Origin of the sequence: Myroides odoratus, from assembly GCF_001549985.1 — a bacterium.
Lineage (GTDB): Bacteria > Bacteroidota > Bacteroidia > Flavobacteriales > Flavobacteriaceae > Flavobacterium > Flavobacterium odoratum_A.
Window position 1 is genome coordinate 236,039 of the sequence record NZ_LROZ01000004.1, and the last position, 19,861, is coordinate 255,899.

The following is a 19,861-nucleotide window of genomic DNA, read 5'->3' on the forward strand; positions in this document are numbered from 1 at the left end:
CAAGGGTATTGTACAAAATAGCTAAGGGTTTTACCTAAAAAATCAAAATAAGGGCTTTATTTGTTTGTTAGTTAAACGTATTTTTTTTGTTTTAATTATGTGTAATATTTTTATTTTTCACATTTTAGAAATTAATTAAATCTGTTTTTTGTTAAATGATAGTATTTATTTTTGTTTTTGTTAATGCGTAGTTAAAGCGTGTTTCAATAAATTACCTTGACCATGTTAAATAGGATTTGATACAGGAATTAACATACCAAAAGTTAAATTTGTTTAAATGAATTACGCAAGAAAATGAAATAAAATGAGGAGTAAAATGATAATTCATTAAATATTAACAAAATGTAGTTGTTGCTTCAAAGCGTGACGAAAAGAAAGAATAAAGTGGATACATAAATACAAATCAATGGCTTGAAAAGTACTTTTTCGGATGCTTGCACGCTTACAAAGGGAAGAAATAAAAGCTTTAGAAAAGCACATTGGTTTTTAAATAATATTAGATCATGAAGTTGTACGATTGGAATGCAAATGTTCAAATGGAGCGTTTTTTCTTTATGTTTTTTATCTGTTTTTCATTTTTACTCATGGTGAATTATTACTATGCCATGATAGCCCATAAAACAGTTTACATTGTGAATTTTTTTGCGATTATATTTAGTATCAAACTGTTTTGTATTATGGCAGATGTAGCTGATCGCCTATTGAAGAAGCAAATTGTACAGTTGATGAGTATGGGGATTTTTATTTTGATTCTCAGTTTTTTACCAGTTTCTCTGTGGATTATCGTTACTGTAAATAACTTTTTTGCATTGGTGTATTTTATCTTTTTACACTTCCATCGCAAGAAAAGTAAACAGAGATATAGGTTTATCAGGTCCTATGTTAGTCTGGTACACCTGTTTTATATTATTTATCTCATTACGCTTAATTTACAAGTGCTGTTGTTTAATAAAAGCGAAATACCAGTTGTGCTATTGTTGAGTTATCTTCAAGTTGGGCTTCAGATTATTTTGTTGATTATCTCCTTGACCAGCTATCTTTTTTATAGTAGAATTTTGCGATTGAGAAAGATCCATGCTTTTTTTGGGGTTGCTGATCGCACACTGAAGGTAGGAAAGAAACAAAAGAACAAGCTGATTCTTCAAAAAGAGATGACTGTTTCCCATCAGGTTAGCTATAAATATCAAGAAGTGATGGAACAGATACTGGATTTTTTCGAAACAAGCGATGTGTATTTGAAGCATGATTTTACCTTAGAGCTATTAGGACAGGGTATCTCAAATACCAATCTTCAGGTGATTAGCTTCGTAATTAATCATCATTTAAATTCTACGTTCTATAAACTTGTAGCATATCATAGAATTTTATATGCGTTGAAATTGCTTGCAGAACGAAGCGATTGGACCGTGTTAGCTATAGCGGAAAGTGTAGGTTTTAAATCAATTAATACTTTTAATAAGTATTTCAAGGATTTAACGGGATTAACTCCTGTAGAGTATCGAGTTATTTTAGATAGAAAAAGAGGGTAAGGATGTTTTGGATTTTGATTATTTTTTTAGGTTATTTTTGTTTGTGTTTAGACACAAATGTAAGATATAAGGGGGGAAGAAAAATGTTAGGGATGTGTTGTGGTATTTTGGTGTTGAATGTTATCTTGTATGGATTTGAACTCTTTTACCCCGATAGACCTTGTGTTCAATTGAGTATTGCGTTTTTTTTTCTTCAAGGATTTGGTTTAGTACAGCTGCTTAAGATTAGTCGATGGAACCGTTATTTACATATAATTCCCTTTGTTTTATTTGGTCTTTTATACTTATTGACTGCGGTGTTTGATTGGACGTTAGTCGCTTTATATACGCTGAATCGAGAAGGAGTAGTATTGATTGGAATACTGTCTTTTTGCTATGCTAATTATGGGTATTGGTGTTTAATTAAGGGAAAATTCTATAAAACTTTACGACAGTTTACGGCATTCTACGTTACGACGTTATATTGTACTGCTATTGTATTTTTAATCATTTATTTTTATAAAGAATCTTTTTTTGAATACATCCGATTTTTATTTCTATTGCTCAGTGGTTGTCTATTTGTAGGGGCCTTCTTTTATGAAGTAAGCTTGTTGTTTTACACGAAGAAGAAAAGGAGAGATTCAAATGATATAAAGCAATTACCGAGTGTGGATCAACGACTATTTGAAAAAATTGTCTTGGATGTATCTGGATTAAAAACACAGCAGATTGATTTAGGTAATCATCATGCCTTCAATCAGATTGCCGTTGCCAATTTTCCCGTAGTACAGGAAGTTTTAGCCGCCGAACCAATTAAAACAGTTGATATTCGGGGAATCATAAGTACACAGTTAATTGATACTCGGTTGTTTCTAAGCCCAACACTCACATTAGATCAGTTGGCTGATATCCTTCAATTGCCCAAAAGTGATTTAACGGGTTTTTTCAAGGAATCACAGGCGTTAACCTTTAAGCAATACATCAATCGATTGAAGGTAGAATATGCGATTTTACTAATTCGAGAACGAGAAGAAAGCTATACAGTTGAAGAATTGAGCTTGCTTTGTGGTTTTAATACGCGTTTGTCTTTTTATCGAGCATTCGTCGATGTTTATGGTTTTGCACCATCCGAAATTTTGGCCTAAGTATTGCCTTGAAAATTGCGGAGCGAGTGTATCTGTTTTTGTGTGTTTACAGGTGCATCAAGAGGGAAAAAACAAAAGAAACAAGCAAGTAAAAACGAAAAAATATTCAAGTAGCCGAATAATTTTTTCACTATCCTGCTGTAGGATATAAAACCAACAGCGCCTACCTAAAACGAGGGGGTTGCCTTAGCTAAGGCAACCCCCAAATTTTAAAAAGTGGTTTAGGTTATTCAGTATCTAATCGAAGGAAATTTCCTTCTCTATCGAAGTGAAGTTCAATTTCTTGTCTCCCTTTTTTCAATTCTACTTCAAATCCATTTCTTTTTTTCTCGATTCCAGTGAAGTTGAAATCACTGTAATTCGTTTGGATATAAGTGATTAGTGGAGTAGGAAGTAGGGCAGAAGGGATTGTTTTTCCTTGTTTGCTTTCTATTTCGGTCCAATCTCCTTGTTGGTTGAACTCAATCTTAAATCCATCCTGGGTATACACTTTATATGTTGTTTCTTTTGCCTCTGTTTCTTGTTTAATCAATACAACTTCAGAAGCTGTAAAATGTGTTTTTAGCAAGGATTGAACAGTTGCAGGTAATGCTGCATAATCAATTAGTTGCTCCTCTTCATCTAAATCAGTATCTATCCCAATAAAGCCCTGTGACGCGTTGAAAATCAACTCCAACTCATTATTCAATGTCACTTCATACCCTTTGCGATCGCGATCAATTTCAATGATGTGATTGCTTTTATAATGTTCCGCTACATACGCTTGGATAAGTGGAACTTCTTGGGCTAGGAAGTCAGCAGGAATAGCTGAACGATCTTCTGTTTCAATTTCGGTCCAATTTCCATTTTGATCGAAATCTATTTCAATCTTATTGTTTAATCTTAACTTATAATAAGAACCGTAATAATTTGGTTTTGTTACCTTATTAGCTTGTAATACCGCAGCATTTGGAAATATACCTGCTATAAATTGTTGGGTATTGGCAGGCAACTGCTCTAATGTTACTTGTTCTACTTCAACAGCATTGGAATCGTCACTACTACAAGCAGTGAAACTCAAATTCAGTGCTGCAAATAAAGCGATAGCGATTATTTTCTTGTTCATTTTTTTTATCTTAATTAGTTGTCAATTCTTTTAAATGCTCCTGATTTAGCAAACTCTAGTTCAAGTCCATTGTCCAGTTTTACCTCAAATAATCTAGTTTCTTTTTCTATTTTGACAATATGAGCATCTGGATAATTGGTTTTCACATAGGTTACAATCGGTTCTAAAATGAAACTAGTAGGCAGTGGATTTTTGTTGCCGTCTACTTCATCCCATTCCCCTCCTTTGTCAAATTCTATTTCGATGCGATCGGCAAAGGTTACTTTATAGGATACAGATAAAAAATCAGCATCTTTCTCTATAGTTTGTATGGTTTTACCGTTGAAATGCGTATCCATAAAAGCAAGTGCTTTTTTAGGAAGTTCATTTTTTGTGATAATAACGTCTTTGGCTTGTACAGGTTGGCTCATAACTAAAGCAAATACACTGATAATTCCTAAAAATAATGTTCTTACTGTTTTCATAACGGTTTCTATTTTTAAATTTATAGTACAAACTTACATAGAGAATCTGGAATGAATTGGGAATCCAAAAAGAAAGCAGGTTGTTTTGTGTTTTTTTAAAAAAGGATTGTGTTGGTTGTGTCTTTTTTGTTATGTTGCTGTAATACAGGTTTGTATGCTAATTTTTTATTAAGATTGAAGTATGGGTTTAGTCGGCTTTAATTATTTTTTGTACCTTGTAAGTTATTAGGAAGAGCCAATTTGAGAAGACAATTTTTTTAATCAATAGAATAGAGTACAAGTTTTATCAGATAAAAATTTTAAATCAAAAATAGAAAAGATGAAGAAAGGAATCGGATTAATTTTAGGATTATTTACGTTGGTTGCTTGTAACAATACACCCAAAAGTACAACTAATAGCGAGGAAGAGCTATCTAAAGAAGTACAACAAGTAGGAGGGGATAAAGATGACCACGGCTGTCTTGTTGGTGCTGGAGAAACGTGGAGTACGTTGAAGCAAACGTGCTTGCGTTTGTTTGAAGTTGGTGTACGCCTAGACCCAATATCTACAGAACAAAGTGCAGTTATCAGTGCTTTTGTTGTGTATAATGACGATCAATCTAAATTGGAATTGTTTGTGCCAGAGGAAGAGAAGACCAGCTTTATTTTAGATCGAAAAGAAGAAAATATTTACGCAGATGATACGTACAAGTTTGACGCTAAAGAAGGTGTACTTTACATCCAAGGCGAAAAACAGTACGCAAAATAAAAACCAAGTTTGCCGTAACTGGCTGTACTCAATTTTATGTAATGTTAAGTAGAACACACCTCAAAAAACAAGGTTTATGGGGTGTGTTTTTTGGTTTACGGTTGATGGTTTACGGTTGATGGTTTACGGTTGATGGTTTACGGTTGATGGTTTACGGTTGACAGTTAACAGCTTACAAAAAAACAAACCTCACAAAGCACAAATTGGAAAAGGGAAATGGGAGAGAAGTAAATTTTCGATTAAAGAGGATTTGCAAAAAAGCCTCACGAAGAGCAAACCTCACCGCCTCTTCCTCTCACCGCCTCACAAAGCACAAACCTCACAAAGCACAAAGTACAAAGAGCAAACCTCGCAAAGCACAGTTGAATAACGGATGCGACCCTTCCTTCGTCAGGGTGACATACAGAGCGGAGCAACTGATTAGAGTATTGCATTTTTGTTGTTTTGCAACAATCCTCTTTAATCGATAAGACCTGCGATTTCACCAAGTACAAAGAGCAAACCTCACAAAGCACAGTTGAATAACGGATGCGACCCTTCCTTCGTCAGGGTGGCATACAGAGCGGAGCAACTGATTAGAGTATTGCTTTTTTGTTGTTTTGCAACAATCCTCTTTAATCGATAAGACCTGCGATTTCACAAAGCACAAACTGGAGAAGGGAAAAGGGAAATGGGAGAGAAGTAAATTTTCGATTAAAGAGGATTTGCAAAAAAGCCTCACGAAGAGCAAACCTTACCGCCTCTTCCTCTCACCGCCTCACAAAGAGCAAAACTCCCTACCAACTCACTGTAAAGCAATGCATACCGTTGTATTCGTAGCGAATAGACAAGGCGTCTGTAACCCTAACAATTGTCTGTACAAGGGATAATCCCAACCCCGTGGATTCTTCATTGGTGGTGCTCCTATAAAAGCGATTGTAAATCAGTTTTTCATCTAAAGGAGCCTTTGATGCACTTGTATTGCTGATTGAAAAGGAATTAGCTGCTAAGTCAATGATAACTTTTCCCTGTGGGATATTATGAGCGATGGCATTTTTTAATAGGTTTTGCACCAAAGTAATGGCTAGCCCTTTATCCATAGAAACTGGATTGGAAGGAGCAATTTCATGTATGATGACCTCCACGTCTTTATAAGCAAATATATCCTCCCAGTCTTCCACAAGATCGTTGACGATTTGATTGAAGCGGACTTCTTGCACTTGAACAAACTGCTTGTTCTCAATTTTTGCAAGCATTAAAAGGGATTTATTCAATTTAATTAATCGCGTTAAACTCTGGTGGATGGATTGAATTTGATTGATTTGATTTTCGTTTAATTCTTCTGCTTCTACTAATAATTCAAGTTTGTTATTGATAATAGCTAGAGGAGTTTGAGATTCGTGAGCGGCATTGGAAACAAAGGTTTTTTGTTGTTCTACCATATCTTCAATGCGGCCAATCATCTTGTTGATTTCACTTTGTAAATCTGTAAACTCTTTAATAGGGGTTTTTGTATCTGCGGTGATAATTTTCTGCCCTAGGGTATAGGTTTTGAGGTTATTGAGTAGGCGATAAAACGGACTCCAAACAGCACGGCGTAAAATGACGTGATTGATAAGGTAAATACTTGCTAACAAAGCGAGATATAAGATAAAAACCGCCAAGCCAAAGTCGCGCAATAAATCATCTGCCTCAATAGTAGAAGTGCGAATCTCCAGCTTGTAAGGATTCCCTTTTTGATCGACGAAAGTCGTGGTTAACATGCGAACAGGTTCATCATTATCATCTGAATCCATGTAAATCATCTCTGTGGTGAATACATTCTTTCGTGAGTATTCTCCTGGGGCTAAAGGAGTAATGCGAAAACCATTGGTGCCAAAAGGCAAGAAGCTTTCCACTTGGGGATTGGTATACGCTTTTTTGATGATTTCAGTTTTGCTATTTTTCAATCCATCGTCTATATTATCATAGACCTCATCTGTCATGAAGGCATAGAAAATAACAACCCAAGCGGTTAAAACCACAATGATTCCCACCGATAAATAGCCCAACATATAATGATGTAGTTTCATCTTATTCTTGTACAAGTTTATACCCCATGCCATACACCGATTGTATATTCACCTCTGCGTGGTGTGTTTTTAATTTTTTTCGAAGATTCTTAACTTGAGAATACACAAAATCGTAGCTGTCTGCCTCATCCATATTGTCACCCCATATTTGCTCTACAAGAGAAGATTTAGTCACTAGTCGATTGGCATTCACCACAAAATAGTACAACAATTCAAACTCTTTATGATTCAACGTTATAGGGGTATTATTCACCAATACTGTGCGTTCATCTGCAAAGATCTCTACGTTATTCCACTTAATGCTCTGAAAGCCTTGCTGATTTTTTCGTCGTAAAACAGATTTTATGCGGGCGAGTAATTCTGATAAATGAAAAGGCTTCGTCAGGTAATCATCTGCACCGAGCTCTAATCCCAATACTTTGTCGTCAATGGAGTCTTTGGCTGAAATAATAATAACAGAATCATCCTTCCCCATGCGCTTAATTTCTCTTAGTAAATCAATTCCATTGCCATCGGGAAGCATGATATCCAATAGGATACAATCGTAATCGTATCCAATAAGTTTTTCTATTCCCGTTTTATAGTTTTCTGCTGCTTCAACCACATAGTGTTCTTTTGCTAAAGATTCTTTTATAATGGAACGCAGTTCTTTTTCATCTTCAATCACTAAAATCTTCATGGCTCTTTTGGATTTTCTTCTTGTAAATTTACCTAAAATAATAGATATAGTAAAATCATCAGGTAGGCTTTATCATGTAGTGGAGGAGATGGGAATAAAATAACAACCTAATTTATCTGCTTTTGTTAAGCTAGAATTTGTGCACGATGATGTTTAAAATGCTGCACATAATCTTCTATTAAATAGGCGAGTGTTTGATTATTGCATAATCGATGCCCTAGATTACGGGTGTGTATGGTGTGAAATAGAAATACTAATTGTCTGTTTAGACTTTGCCATAGCGATAGCAGTTGATTGAGTTCCGTTTCTTGATAATTCGCACTTGTACAATACTCCACCTGCTCATAAAAAAGCTGTGGGTTTTCTTGAAATTGTGCTTTAATAAAACGCAGGTAATTAACTGTGGCACTATCTATTAAGTGACCTATAATTTCTTTTTTACTCCATTTTTCTTCCGATAATTTATATTGGAGATCTTCCAAGGGAATTGCTAACACCTCCGTTGGAAATTGCTCTAAGAGGTGTTCAAATTCGAGAATCGCGTTCTTCATTGGTTTATTATTTGTTTGTTTTTATTTGTTTTGAGTAAAGAATGAATCAATAAGAAGCTAAGGTCATCCTTTCTTCTTATTGAGCGTTGTGTAAATTTGCAACCAATTGGTTGGCTTGTTTAGCTTCTTCTAGGTTTATTTCATACTGAAGTCCATCGGCTAGTTTTTGTTGTTGAGTTAAAAAGAACTGCATCATGGTAAATAAGGCTTTCCAATTATTCGCAACATCCGAATCACTGTAAGTTTGTAAGAGCGTATGATATTCTTCAGTGGTAAGGTATCGGTTCATAAATTTTCCTGCTTTACCCAAAGCGACTTCAAAATTGGTTTGCAGACCAATATTCCATGCTATCATTTCCATAAAAACAGGACGAACTACTGTTTCCATCATGTCTTTGGCATAAGTGATTTCCCCTCTTGTCAATCCTTTGGCTACATTGACAATACACCACCAAAATTCATTACTCACTTCGGAGAATTGGCGCTGTGTCGGTCGTTGAACAAGGTAATCCTGGTCTGATGCGACTGCAATGGCAGTGAATAACTTGTCTTTATCTAGCCAAACTACAGTTAAACTATCCGCTTGGTAGGCTTGATGCAGCTTTTCTTTTGGAAACAAGGTTAAGTCAATGCGATACCCCTCTTCAAAATAGGTGAGAAAACCAAAGGAAACAGGGGGATTATTGGGATCGCTGCCCAATTCCATCTCATCGGGTCTTTGTTGCAGTATCGGTGTTCCTAAAGCTAAAAACCAACTGTGATCATCCAAGAAGGAAGGCAAATCTTCTACAACAAATACAAGATCAAAATCTTGATATACATCGGGTTTTACGTTAGGATTGGCTCTTGAACCATTTAATAGCACCGCACGTATTCTGGTATCGTTGGATGCTAAGTCGAGAATTTGATTTTGAATTTGCGCTGGATTAAACATACGGTTATTGGATGTATTGGAATGTAAAGTTACATGGTTTTTTTGGTTTTTGTGAGGGTTGTTTTTTGTGAGGTTTGTGCTTTGTGAAATCGCAGGTCTTATCGATTAAAGAGGATTGTTGCAAAAAAACAAACCTCATAAATAACAAAGCACAACACTCACCCTCTCATCGTCTCACCGCCCTACAAAAAACAAACCTCACGACGAGCAAAGAGCAAACCTCACAACTCCCCTTGCTGTGATTTATCCGATTTTTACTCCAACTTGTGCAACGGCCTTTGCTATAGAGTCTTTTACTTTTGAGGTAAATTAAAAACAAGGTAAAGATGAAAGTAGAAGACCTATTAGGAAAGTCAGACAAACCAATTTTATTGCAATTTTTTGCTGAGTGGTGTGGACCCTGTAAAATGTTATCGCGCATGATTGATGAATCATTGGATGCAGTAACAGAAAAAGTTGAATTACAGCGTATTGATGTGGATCACGACCCTCAATTGGCTGCTGAGTTTTTTGTTCGTGCGGTACCTACAATGGTATTAATCGACCAACAAGGAGAAATCTTATGGAAACATACAGGTGTAATGCCTGTGCCTGATATTTTAAAACAAGTAGCTCAATAAAGTAAAGATGATGATATGACTTCAAGACGAGATTTTTTACTCAAGAGTAGCTTGTTTACTTCAGGTTTATTATTGTCCGATGCTTTGTGGTCATTTACTCCCTTAGCCCCCGATCAGCGCGATACCTTTTTTGATGTTGTCATTGTAGGGGGGAGTTTTTCGGGCTTATCAGCAGCTTTGGCCTTGGGACGTTCCAATCGCAAGGTATTGATTTTGGATACACAGAACCCCTGCAATAAAATGGTGAAGCATGCACATAATTTATTGGCGCAAGATGGTAAGTCCCCAGTCATGATTGCCCATCAGGCGAAAGAAGATGTGGTGCGTTATGACACTGTTCATTATGACTTGGATGAAGTAACGGACGTTAAAAAGAAAGAAGACGATAGTTTCACCGTACAAAGTAAAGAAGGGAAAACCTTTCGCGCCAAGTATGTACTATTTGCAACAGGATTAACGGATATTATGCCTGATATTCCGGGTTTTGAGGCTTGTTGGGGAATTTCTATTGCGCATTGTCCATATTGTCATGGCTATGAAGTCCAGAACAAAAAAACGCTGATTTTAGGTAATGGAGATTTCGCTTTTCACTATGCTATTTTAGTCCATAATCTCACTTCAGATTTGCAAATTGTAACCCAAGGGAAAGCTAGTTTTACGCCCAAACAATTGCAAGCATTGACCAAGAATAAGATTGGAATAATTGAAGAAGAAATAGTGGAGTTAACTCATAATCAAGGACAGATTACTCGTGTTGTATTAAAAACAGGTCAAGTTGTAGCTACAGAAGTGATTTATGCTAGACCTAATGTGAAGCAACATTGTGAAATCCCCATTCATTTAGGATGTACCTTAACACCACAAGGTTTACTTCAAGTGAATGCAAATCAAGAAACAAGTGTTTCTGGTATTTATGCTTGTGGTGATATGAGTAGTTTTAGATCCTTAGCGACTGCTATAGCAACTGGATCCCAAGCAGGAGCCGCGATTAATATGCAGCTGTGTTTGGATTATTTTTACTAAACCACCATCAACTAATCGCAATTTTTTTTGTTATTTTTGAGGAGCAGCAAGTAAAAGAATCTCTTTCACTTGCTGCTATTGTTTCTACCTTTTACATCGATAGACATAATTGAATTAGTCTTGAATTGGGGCCTACAGGCTGTACTACAACTCGGTATAAGATTTGCTTCAAGAAGCAGCTGGTGAAAATGAGAAGATGTACTATCCACAATTAGTTGCTTATTCATTTGAGTAATTGAATTACGTCCTGGAAGAGGAGTATTTAAGGGGGGACAAAGCGCATGATTAATCAAGAAATATCATAAACAAATAGATCTATGGAATTTAGTGTTTTAAAAGAACAGGCTTTAGCTTATGCGAAGCACAGAGAGATTAATAATTTTGTTACTTGTGGTTCAGTGGCTGCTGCAATCTTAACAGGAGAAGGTAAGGTATATGTTGGCATTAGTATTGATACCGCTTGCTCTTTGGGATTTTGTGCTGAGCATGGGGCTGTGGCTGAGATGCTCAAGTATCGAGAAGTAAAAATTGAAAAAGTAATTGCCGTAACAGATTCGGGAACCATTGTACCCCCTTGTGGGCGTTGTCGTGAATTGATGAGTCAGCTCACACAAGAAAACAACCTCACACAAGTAATGATTAATGAAGATACCATTGTAACGTTGGAGTCACTATTACCGGCAGATTGGAAACCTCATGTGGTAAAGCATTGGTAAAAAAAAAAGGATGAGGGATATCTTCGTTGGCTTCGTTTGGAATATTGTTGCTTTCAGTAGAAACGGAATAATTTTAGCTGATAGTAGATTATAAACTAAAAGAAAAGAAGAAAATAGAGGAATGCGAAAAGAGAAGTCGTATCTTTATAAGATATCCATTTAAATACTTGTTGTAATGCATACCCAAAAATCAAATACGATGCGATTTTCAGATCGCGTAGCCGATTACGTTCGTTATAGACCAACTTATCCAGTAGAGATGATTGACCAATTGGAAAAGGAGGTTGGCTTCACTTCTCAATTTGTTGTTGCAGATATTGGCAGTGGAACAGGGTTTTCATCTCAGCGTTTTATTGAAGCAGATGCTATTGTTTATGGGGTGGAACCCAATAAAGAAATGAGAGAAGCCAGTCAGGTGTTCTTCCAAGGTGCTAAGAACTTTAAAGCACTGGAGGGGACCGCAGAGCAAACCAACTTGGCTACGCAATCTATTGATTTGATTTTTTGTGGACAAGCGTATCATTGGTTTGATTTCGAGCAGACACAAATAGAATTTAATCGAATCTTGAAACCCACAGGAGTTGTTGTACTTGCTTGGAATGAACGCAGTAAACTTGATCCACTGCAACAAGATTATGAACAGTTAATGCTTGATTTAATTCCAGAGTATAAGAAAGTCACCCATCGAAATATTGATCTCGAAAATATTCGTTCCTTTTTAGCTCCGCGTATTTTGCAAACAGAGATGTTGTATAACCAACAAGTTTTTGACCTAGAAGAACTAAAAGGACGATTGAAGTCATCCTCTTATGCACCGAAAGAAGGAGATGCAAATTACGAGCAAGTCATGGAAGCAATAACAGAACTTTTTGCTAAATATCAGGAAGATGGAAAAGTAATATTTCGATATGATACCTTGTTGTATATAGGGAAAGGGTGAGGTGGTGAGATTGGTGAGAAGGTGTGGTGGTGAGATTGGTGAGACGGTGAGAAGGTGAGAGGGTGAGAGGGTGAGACATAAAAAACAAAATCTTGGTATATAATTTGATTGGGGCAAAGACTTTTAACCTCAATATATTCCATGTATACGTATTACTTTGAAAAATTAACCGTTTGGCAAAACGCTAGAAATGCAACGAAAGATATTTATTTACTTACAAGGAAATTTCCTTCTGAAGAAAAATTTGGTTTAGTTTCTCAATTAAGACGAGCTATGGCAAGTGTTACAGCAAATATTGCGGAAGGGATGTCTAGATTATCGACTAAAGAGAAAAAACGCATATTAAACATCTCATATTCCTCTGCCATCGAAGTAATTAATTTTTTAATACTATGCTTGGATTTAAATTTAATTACAGAAGAAGAATATCTTGATCTAAGTGAAAAATTAGAATGTATCACAAATCAACTTCACGGTTTACAAAAAAACATGAAGGAATAGTTTTTTAGTCTCATTATCTTATAAATTTCTAGATTATAACAAGAAAGGGGTTAGGTTTTTTAAATTAAAACCTAACCCTAATTTTATTTTTAGGAATTTGCAGACTTTAAGAGATAGTGCTGAGATAGTGCCTATTTCACTTTCACATCGTCTCACCGCCTCACCGCCTCACCACCACACCACCTCACCACCACACCACCTCACCACCACACCAATCTCATCGCCTCACCACCTCACCACCACACCAATCTCATCGCCTCACCGCCTCACCACCACACCACCACACCACCTCACCACCACACCTTCTCACCACCTCACCAATCTCACCGCCTCATCATCTCACCACCACACCCTCTCACCACCTCACCACCTCATCATTTACTATTCCCCTCCAGTTGTCGAACGCGTTTAATACTCCCCACTAATACCGCGCAGAAGCACAAGGCAATACCACCAGCTACATATACATTTTGAACTCCAAATTGATCGGCTAATTCTGCGGTAAATAAGAGCCCTATGATAGCAGGTATTTGACAAATACTACCAATTAAACCAAAGATTCTACCTAAGTATTGCGATTCGAATTGCGTTTGAATCAAGGCTGTAATTGAACCTTCATAAAGTGGAACTGCAATACCTTGAAAAACGGTGAGTACGGCATATACAATAAACAAATGCGGGGCAAGTGAACCACACACCAAAAGGGCAAGTCCAAGAATAATATACCCCACGATGGCCAGCGATATTTTTCTAAAACGCTGATTAAGGACGGCGAGTAAACCACCGCCTAATAACAATCCAACTCCAAATAATATTTCAACCAAACTCACTTGATAAGGCGTTCCTTTATAATAATTTAAGGTAACCAGAGGTGTAACAGCTATAACGGGAAAGATGAAGAATCGCGCAATAATTTCAGAAAATAGCAACCAAGACATGGGCTTATTTTTTAGAATAACGCGACCGCCTTCTATCATATCTTTATAGACGGTTGCTGTAGTTTCCTTTCCTTTTTTAGTTTTAGGAAAGGAAACAAATAACAACATGATACAGGCAATAAAAGCACCTACCACGTCTAATAGCATGACGAGGGTCATGTTGTAGTGTAAAAGTAAGAAAGCTCCCAATGCTGGGCCACTAATGAACGAAATGGATTGTATGACTTCATTAACACCCGCAACGCGAACCAATTGGTCTTTTGGTGCGAGCATAGGTACCGTTGACTTCATCGCTGGAGAATGGAAGGCACCTCCAATTGAACGAAGTGCCAAGAGTAGATATATTGACCAAAGTTCGAGTAGATTCAAGTAAAAAAGCAAAGCAATTAGTGCAGAACAAATAGCTACAAAACTATCTGAAGCAATCATGGTTATTTTTTTGTTCCAACGATCTACAAATACTCCGGCAAATGGGCCTAAAAGAATTTGGGGTAATAATCCTGCAATCGTAGCATAAGCTAGTACTTTAGCAGATCCTGTTTCCATTCCAATCCAAAGCACAAGAGCAAATTGGGCAATTGAACTCGTTAAGATGGAAAAGGTTTGCCCTGTCCAAATTAAAATAAATTTCTGTTTCCAATGCTGTACATCATAAACCTGCGTCATGGTAAAACTTTTTTTTTGCAAGAATAAAAGTTTATCCCTAGAGCTACGTTACCATTTGGTAACTTCGGTTATTTATCCAAAATTTTTCTGCGTAGTCGACTTAAGGATTGGGGAGTTAATCCCAAGAAAGAGGCGATGTATTTTTGAGGAACAAGTTGAAAAAGTTCAGGGTCATTTTCTAAAATTGAGAGATAGCGTTCTTTTGCCAATTGATGGGATAGATCAACCGAGATGCGTGTGACGTCGAAATAGAATTTTTCAATCAAGATGCGAATTAAGTTGGAGATGGCATGAGAAGTTAAACAAAGTTCATCTAAGTCCTTTTTATCCATGCGATAGGCTTCGCTTTCTCCAACAGATTCAAGACTGTAATTTGGAGCAATTTCACTGTAAATCACATCGCTATAGCGCTCAAACCACAGCGTGTTTTCATCTCCATCGACTACTTTATAGGCTCTCCAAATGCCTTTGGAAAGAATATAAAAGGTGGATTTGTTGTTGGTATGGTCTAAAATGGTTTGCTTGTTGTCAAATGTAATGTGCTCCATTTTGGAAAGCAAGACCGTTAAAGCAGTTGCATCAATAGTATATTTTTCAGAGAGATGGGTAAGAAGTGATTGCATGGGGAGCGGTTTACAGTTTACGGTTTACAGTTTACAGTTTACGGTTTACGGTTTACGGTTTACAATTAGCTGTAAATGTACTCAATTTAGGTAGTTTATGCTTTGAGTTTTTGTAAAATATGATTTTGTTTGTAAGCTAAAATCCTTTGAAAAACCCACTCCTTTCTCAGTTATATCCATTGTCTCTAGCGGTTTAAACTACTTCCTTTTTCAAAAAAAGTATGAGCACAATCAATGCAATCGATTTTCCAAGTATTCAAGCATATAAAGAAGCTGTATATTTTCAAAAGAAGGGGTTACTAAGAAAGAATTGGGTTGTTTTCTATTTTTTAATGGCTCATAATTAACATTTTTTTGTTCTTGTTGTTCTTTTGTTAAAAAATGAAATTCATTTTATGTTATAAAATCTCTTTAGGCGAGCTGAAAACGCATATTTGTTAAATTTTTAGTCCATACAAATTGAGATTCTTCTATTGTGATGTGAGAGAAAAGTGTCAAAGTATAAACTTTAAACAGAGCGTTTTTTCGTTTCCTACTACTAATTTTGTGCAAATTGTTGTATTATTTCTAATTCCTTTGTTTTTTTATTTTATGTTTATTTTTTAATCAATATAGGTTAAATATTGTTATATTGTTTAATTTTTTGTTTAAAATATTGAGATTTGTTTATTCTATTTTGATAATTAAAATGAATAGGTAAAAAGTAATATTAATTGTTTCACAAAAAAGAAAAGAATATGATAAGAAGATTAATTCCACTTGTTGTACTGATGGTTAGTAGTTCAGCAATGGCTCAGACGGGAATAGGAACGAGAACGGCAGCGAGTTCAGCTCAATTGGACGTGGTTTCATCTGACAAGGGAGTATTGTTTCCTAGAGTGGAGCTCGAAACACTACAAGATTACTCACCTATAGTTGGGGAAAGAGTGGAGAGCTTATTGGTTTACCATATTGGAAACAATACAATTGAATCAGGTTTTTATTATTGGAAATCAAATGCTTGGGTGAGGTTGTTAACGGGAGACGTAGTAAATGACCGCAAGAATAATACATTTACCATAGGAGCTAATCCATTAAAAGCAGATGAAGAATCTTTAATTATTACAGATACTAAAAATCATAGCGTCTATTTAGCTATTCAAGATATTGCCAAGAATGACGTGTTTGTTACAGCATTGACTCAAAACCAAGAGTTCATTACACAGCTAACTAGTGAGGAGGAGTTTATCACCAACATCATCAACGAGTTAAAAGAAGTTTATGGCAATGTAGTTTATGAAAACAACAATTTTTATGTTTTAAAAGAAGTTGATCGAGGAATTGAAAAAAGACTCATTGACTTAACAACGGTCATTCAAAACAGTGGTAAATCATTAGTGACAGATGGGGTAATTGGGGTTACTGTAGATGGAACTTTAGGAGTAGAAGCGGAGCAAGCGGTATTAAAATCCCTTATCTTATCGTTGAACAACAATAAAGTAACAAGTGCTCATATTAAAGATGGAACGATCCAACCGATTGATTTAGCAGATGCAGAAAGCAATCAAATCTTGATAACTGGAGGAGATAAAAAACCAATATGGAAAGATCAAGCAAAGGTAATACCTAATTTCTTTTACATGCCAGCTGTTATTTTTGATACTTCTATTACAGGTACTTCCACACGTGATTTGTACCAAGATTATGTCAATCAATTTACAGGAGGTTCTGCAACCTCTGCCAATGCTATACCTTATCCGATTTCACATGGACCAGCTGGTACAACACCAATATCCTATAGTGGAGGACTTGTTGGTAGTACTGGAGCACCCGCAGATATTACTGTGTTTGAAAAGAATGAATTATACTACTATATCACGTACTATGATGAGAATGTATTTGAAAATTTATCGATTACGGCAGATGGAAAGTTGAATTATACGGTACGAGCAGGAGCAGATGTGAGTTCCTATATGAATATTGTATTTGTAATTAAATAAGTGATAAATATGCTACATAGTAAATATAATATAGGAAAGGAGAGATGGGTATTAATGGCCTTTTTGTTGTATTTCTTGTTGGGCTTGAGTAATTCCTGGGCTGAAGGGTCTAAAGATTTGTATCCTCTAAATGCAAAAGGGATACGGTTGCATCTGAGTACAATAAATTATTCTTATTATAATTACGGAACGCATTTTGTTTACGCAGAAGAAGGGGAGCAAATTGCGATTGCTTCGGATGTACAACAGAATGGGACAAGAAAGATTTTTTTATACGCACCGGATGGCGTTCAAATTGTACTTCCTTTGAGTGGACAGAGTGGTACAATTCCCAATCGAACCGCTGAATTAGCAGGACCTAGACTTCCTGACCAAGCGGCAGGTGACAATCGATATTTACCTGTTTATTATACAGTTCCTGTTGGAGGAGCAGGAATTTATAAGGTAGATTTTCATGGATACTATAATCCTGATGCAACTCCTCCACAAGTTTATCAGCATACTCCTGCTAATCAGTGGCCTCCAAAGCCTATTGCCAATCAACCGAATTTAACAGGGAATGTTGTTGCCTGGGATGTTTCGGTTGCTAGAAAGGTAGGTTCCAGTTGGAATTGGGTGAATGGGCGTACATATATGAATACCCTAAACCTTGTTGTAGATGGGGGGCAGTATTCAGGAACATTGTCTTATTTAATTGATTTCAAGTTTAAAATGTTAACGCATGCGGGATATCTCTATAATGTACAAACCAATGATATGATGGGAAGTGGATTTTGGCTTTGGGTGAATAATATTGGAATCAGTAAAGATGGGCAATCAAATGTACCTTCATATTTAAGTTGGCCAAGATTTTCTACTACAGCAGAGGTTGATAGAAGGCATCACAATCCGAATTTACCCGATACAGAATTTATTTCTACAGCCAAAATTTTTTACAATCTACCCGATAAAAATATGCCTACTAAAGCTAGATGGGCACAGACGGGACAGGACACTTGGTTGAAGGAATCAGAACAGCGGGCACCAGATCCTAATACAGTAGTTACTGTTGTTGGTGCAGATGGGACGCCTAATAAAATAGGAAGTAAAGGAGGGTATGTTAAATTTCATAATCATGGAAGAAACGATTATGAAATTGTGATTAAACCGAAATCGGGAACATTACATCCATTTCCCCAGCGTATACTAAGCGGAACGACGACGTCAGGTGAAAATCAAATTTATTGGGATGGAAAAGATGGAACTGGGCATTTTGTAACGGCAAAACAAGTAGACATACAGCTAACATTAAAGTGTCCTCGACAGGAGACGCATTTCATGATACCTCCCTTTACCTACAATAAAAACGGGATGATTATTGAACTTCTATCTGAAGATTTTCAAACAGTACGTTCAGACCGAGTGTATTGGGATGATACTTTAATTGATCAAAGCACGGGTTCAAATGTAATCGGTCGATCGCATCCAATCAATGCGAGTCATTTTGTTAATCCTGCAGGAACTTCAAGTAGAATTAATGGGCATCGATGGGGAGAAGGGAATAATGTTATGGGAGCTCCAGTTTTTGGTTACAATAAATTCATGGATACTTGGGCTTTTATTGAAGGTGGAACTTTTTTAGATACAGTAGAGGTGGAGATGAAAGTGGCTGATTTAGAAATCGTTGCTGTTACTTCAGATCAAACAGTTGTGCGTAAAAATGACACTATTACTTATGTCGTAAAGGTTAAAAATAATGGACCAGCAGCAGCAGCAGGTGCGGAATTTACGTTTGATATTCCCTCGGGATTTGAACCTCTTCAAGCACAGTTTTTTGGAAATACTTGTGGTACAGAGCGCGTGAGTATTGTGTATGATGCAGTGAATCAATCTTATACCTCTCAGTTAGATTTACCTGTTGCTTGTGAAGTAATTTACACCATCCAGCTTAAAGCAATCAACCCAGTAGTAGGACCTGTTAAAGTAGAAGCAACAATCTTGCGCCCAGATGATATTTATGATCCCGATGCGACGAACCCTAATCCAGCGATTCCGCCTACTGATGCGCATTATGAATGTGAAAATAATGGATTAAGTACACCGTGTAATAATATCAAAAAAAATCAAGAGGTTATTTATACCCTTGCAGGACTTAAGTTAATCAAGCATGGCGTGTTTAGAGATGCAAACAATAATGGAAGTCCTCAAGTTGGAGAGACAATTACCTATACCTTCAAATTAACCAATACAGGAGAAACTAAGTTAACGAATTTAGTGTTGACCGATTTCCTGCTAGGAGGGGTCATTACCGCTGTACCCGAAAAGAGTATGAATGAAGATGATTTCTTGGATGTAAATGAAGTATGGACCTATAACCAAACCTATGTGATTACACAATTGGATCTTGATAATAAAGGAGTTTATAATCAAGCTGAAGTTAAAGGAATAGAAGAGGGAAGTAATCATCCCCTAGAGGAAAAATCTAGACCTGCGGTCTTACTGACTCCGACCGATGTAGGTTATGACCCCAATCGCAAGGAACATACGTTTGTTTCATTGGTTGGTACTAATGTATTGATTACAAATCCGATGATTCGCCAAAGGTTAAAAAAGTAAAATAATAATGAGAAAATACAAGCTATAACATACTACTTCGCATAGGAATATTGGGGTAAGGGCCTTGCAACAGAG

Annotated in this window: 18 protein-coding genes; 10 read left to right on the top strand and 8 right to left on the bottom strand. The window is 36.5% G+C overall.

The genetic code is table 11. From position 1 onward, the window contains the following. Positions 1-503 precede the first annotated feature (503 nt). Positions 504-1,529, top strand: a complete 1,026-nt coding sequence (locus AWV75_RS06760) for an AraC family transcriptional regulator (RefSeq protein WP_060873655.1) — start codon at positions 504-506, stop codon at positions 1,527-1,529. Positions 1,530-1,621: 92 nt separating this feature from the next. Beyond that, positions 1,622-2,653 carry a helix-turn-helix transcriptional regulator gene (locus AWV75_RS06765; RefSeq protein ID WP_231738032.1) on the top strand — a complete coding sequence of 344 codons (1,032 nt, stop codon included), beginning with the start codon at positions 1,622-1,624 and terminating at the stop codon, positions 2,651-2,653. 226 nt (positions 2,654-2,879) lie between these two features. Here AWV75_RS06765 and AWV75_RS06770 read toward each other — a convergent pair whose 3' ends face one another. Both AWV75_RS06770 and AWV75_RS06775 read right to left on the bottom strand, forming a co-directional pair. After that, positions 2,880-3,758 (bottom strand): PepSY-like domain-containing protein, encoded by an 879-nt coding sequence (locus AWV75_RS06770; protein WP_060873657.1) that lies wholly within the window; start codon positions 3,756-3,758, stop codon positions 2,880-2,882. A gap of 14 nt (positions 3,759-3,772) precedes the next feature. Next, a complete protein-coding gene (locus AWV75_RS06775) occupies positions 3,773-4,222 on the bottom strand; it encodes a PepSY-like domain-containing protein (protein WP_060873658.1) in 450 nt (149 codons plus the stop codon). A 319-nt stretch (positions 4,223-4,541) separates the two neighbouring features. Here AWV75_RS06775 and AWV75_RS06780 point away from each other — a divergent pair, with 319 nt between their 5' ends. Further along, positions 4,542-4,970, top strand: a complete 429-nt coding sequence (locus AWV75_RS06780) for a hypothetical protein (RefSeq protein ID WP_060873659.1) — start codon at positions 4,542-4,544, stop codon at positions 4,968-4,970. A 776-nt stretch (positions 4,971-5,746) separates the two neighbouring features. Here AWV75_RS06780 and AWV75_RS06790 read toward each other — a convergent pair. The 4 genes from AWV75_RS06790 to AWV75_RS06805 all read right to left on the bottom strand — a co-directional run bounded on the left by AWV75_RS06790 (position 5,747) and on the right by AWV75_RS06805 (position 9,185). Continuing rightward, positions 5,747-7,054, bottom strand: a complete 1,308-nt coding sequence (locus tag AWV75_RS06790; RefSeq protein ID WP_231738034.1) for a sensor histidine kinase — start codon at positions 7,052-7,054, stop codon at positions 5,747-5,749. After that, positions 7,023-7,700, bottom strand: coding sequence for a response regulator transcription factor (locus AWV75_RS06795; protein ID WP_060873662.1), 678 nt, complete (start codon positions 7,698-7,700; stop codon positions 7,023-7,025). Before AWV75_RS06795 ends, AWV75_RS06790 begins: the two co-directional genes overlap by 32 nt. 125 nt (positions 7,701-7,825) lie before the next feature. Next, positions 7,826-8,251: a DinB family protein gene (locus AWV75_RS06800; protein WP_231738036.1), complete on the bottom strand. Its 426-nt coding sequence runs from the start codon at positions 8,249-8,251 to the stop codon at positions 7,826-7,828. A gap of 76 nt (positions 8,252-8,327) precedes the next feature. Next, positions 8,328-9,185: an aminoglycoside 6-adenylyltransferase gene (locus AWV75_RS06805; protein ID WP_060873663.1), complete on the bottom strand. Its 858-nt coding sequence runs from the start codon at positions 9,183-9,185 to the stop codon at positions 8,328-8,330. 326 nt (positions 9,186-9,511) lie between these two features. Here AWV75_RS06805 and AWV75_RS06810 point away from each other — a divergent pair, with 326 nt between their 5' ends. From AWV75_RS06810 to AWV75_RS06830, 5 genes are all read left to right on the top strand, one after another. Further along, entirely contained in the window at positions 9,512-9,805 is a 294-nt protein-coding gene (locus tag AWV75_RS06810; RefSeq protein WP_060873664.1) for a thioredoxin family protein, read from the top strand. Between the two features lie 15 nt (positions 9,806-9,820). Next, positions 9,821-10,828, top strand: coding sequence for an NAD(P)/FAD-dependent oxidoreductase (locus tag AWV75_RS06815; RefSeq protein WP_060873665.1), 1,008 nt, complete (start codon positions 9,821-9,823; stop codon positions 10,826-10,828). A gap of 317 nt (positions 10,829-11,145) precedes the next feature. Beyond that, on the top strand, positions 11,146-11,544 hold the full coding sequence (locus AWV75_RS06820) for a cytidine deaminase family protein (protein WP_060873666.1): 399 nt from the start codon (positions 11,146-11,148) through the stop codon (positions 11,542-11,544). Between the two features lie 175 nt (positions 11,545-11,719). Next, positions 11,720-12,484: a class I SAM-dependent methyltransferase gene (locus tag AWV75_RS06825; RefSeq protein ID WP_060873667.1), complete on the top strand. Its 765-nt coding sequence runs from the start codon at positions 11,720-11,722 to the stop codon at positions 12,482-12,484. Between the two features lie 141 nt (positions 12,485-12,625). Beyond that, positions 12,626-12,985, top strand: a complete 360-nt coding sequence (locus AWV75_RS06830; RefSeq protein ID WP_060873668.1) for a four helix bundle protein — start codon at positions 12,626-12,628, stop codon at positions 12,983-12,985. 374 nt (positions 12,986-13,359) lie between these two features. Here the strand turns inward: AWV75_RS06830 and AWV75_RS06835 are convergent, their stop codons facing one another. Continuing rightward, positions 13,360-14,589 carry an MFS transporter gene (locus tag AWV75_RS06835; protein ID WP_060873669.1) on the bottom strand — a complete coding sequence of 410 codons (1,230 nt, stop codon included), beginning with the start codon at positions 14,587-14,589 and terminating at the stop codon, positions 13,360-13,362. Positions 14,590-14,657: 68 nt separating this feature from the next. Further along, entirely contained in the window at positions 14,658-15,212 is a 555-nt protein-coding gene (locus AWV75_RS06840) for a Crp/Fnr family transcriptional regulator (protein ID WP_060873670.1), read from the bottom strand. Positions 15,213-15,949: 737 nt separating this feature from the next. Between AWV75_RS06840 and AWV75_RS06845 the strand changes: the two genes are divergently transcribed. Both AWV75_RS06845 and AWV75_RS06850 read left to right on the top strand, forming a co-directional pair. Further along, positions 15,950-17,191 carry a hypothetical protein gene (locus AWV75_RS06845; RefSeq protein WP_060873682.1) on the top strand — a complete coding sequence of 414 codons (1,242 nt, stop codon included), beginning with the start codon at positions 15,950-15,952 and terminating at the stop codon, positions 17,189-17,191. Between the two features lie 9 nt (positions 17,192-17,200). Then, positions 17,201-19,786 (top strand): DUF7507 domain-containing protein, encoded by a 2,586-nt coding sequence (locus tag AWV75_RS06850; protein WP_082711047.1) that lies wholly within the window; start codon positions 17,201-17,203, stop codon positions 19,784-19,786. Positions 19,787-19,861: the final 75 nt, after the last annotated feature.